The sequence below is a fragment of the Saccharopolyspora sp. 7B genome (assembly GCF_020177435.1).
In the GTDB taxonomy this organism is placed as follows: domain Bacteria; phylum Actinomycetota; class Actinomycetes; order Mycobacteriales; family Pseudonocardiaceae; genus Saccharopolyspora_C; species Saccharopolyspora_C gregorii.
Genome location: NZ_JAIUKC010000283.1, coordinates 1 through 1,192 on the forward strand (window position 1 = coordinate 1; position 1,192 = coordinate 1,192).

Sequence of the window (1,192 nt, forward strand, 5' to 3'; positions counted from 1 at the left end):
GTGGGGGTTCCGGCGCCGAGAGCGGGGATGCCGTCGTGGTGGTGGGGTGTGGCGTTGAAGGTGGTGGTGCCGGGTCCGGTGCCTGCGAGGGCGCGTTGGGCGTGGTCGATGAGTTCGTGGAGTTCGGCGGTGACGTGCTGGTAGGTCTGTTCGGCTTCGCGGTGGACCCAGGCGATGGAGGATCCGGGCAGGATGTCGTGGAACTGGTGCAGGAGCACGGTTTTCCACAGGCGGTCGAGGGTGTCGTGGGGGTAGTCGTGGCCGAGGGTGGTGTGGGCGGTGGTGCACCAGAGTTCGGCTTCGCGCAGGAGGTGTTCGCTGCGGCGGTTGCCTTGTTTGGTGCGGGCTTGGGAGGTGTAGGTGCCGCGGTGGAATTCGAGGTAGAGCTCGCCGGTCCAGACGGCGGGGTCGCGGTGGTCGGCTTCGGCGGCGGTGAAGAATTCGGCCGGTGAGTGGAGTTCGACGGTGGGTGAGCCTTCGAGGTCGGCGAGGCGGTGGGCGCGGGCGAGCATGTCGCGGGTGGGTCCGCCGCCGCCGTCGCCGTGGCCGTAGGGCACGAGGGATCGGGTGGCGTGGCCGTGTTCGGCGAAGTTGCGGCTGGCGTGGGCGAGTTCGGCGCCGGTGAGTTCGGCGTTGTAGGTGTCGACGGGTGGGAAGTGGGTGAAGACGCGGGTGCCGTCGATGCCTTCCCACCAGAAGGTGTGGTGGGGGAACTTGTTGGTCCGGTTCCAGGAGATCTTCTGGGTGAGGAACCAGCGGGATCCGGAGTGGCGGACGAGTTGGGGTAGTGCGCCGCTGTAGCCGAAGGAGTCGGGTAGCCAGACTTCTTGGGTGTCGATGCCGAATTCGTCGAGGTAGAAGCGTTTGCCGTGGAGGAATTGGCGGGCGAGGGCTTCGGAGCCGGGCAGGTTGGTGTCGGATTCGACCCACATGCCGCCGACGGGGACGAATTGGCCGGTGCGGACGTGTTCGCGGACGCGGTCGAAGAGGTCGGGGTGGTGTTGTTTGAGCCAGGCGAGTTGTTGGGCTTGGGACATGGCGAAGGTGAAGGCGGGGTCGCGGGTCATGAGTTCGGTGACGTTGGCGACGGTGCGGGCGACTTTGCGGATGGTTTCGCGTTGGGGCCAGAGCCAGGCGGAGTCGATGTGGGCGTGTCCGGTGGCGCTGATGCGGTGGGTGGTGGTGTGGGCGG

Annotated in this window: 1 protein-coding gene; it reads right to left on the reverse strand. The window is 67.4% G+C overall.

Annotated elements, in window-relative coordinates; genetic code table 11:
* Positions 1 to 1,192: alpha-mannosidase (locus LCD33_RS28600; protein ID WP_374228552.1), on the reverse strand; the 1,192-nt coding region annotated here is incomplete at both ends.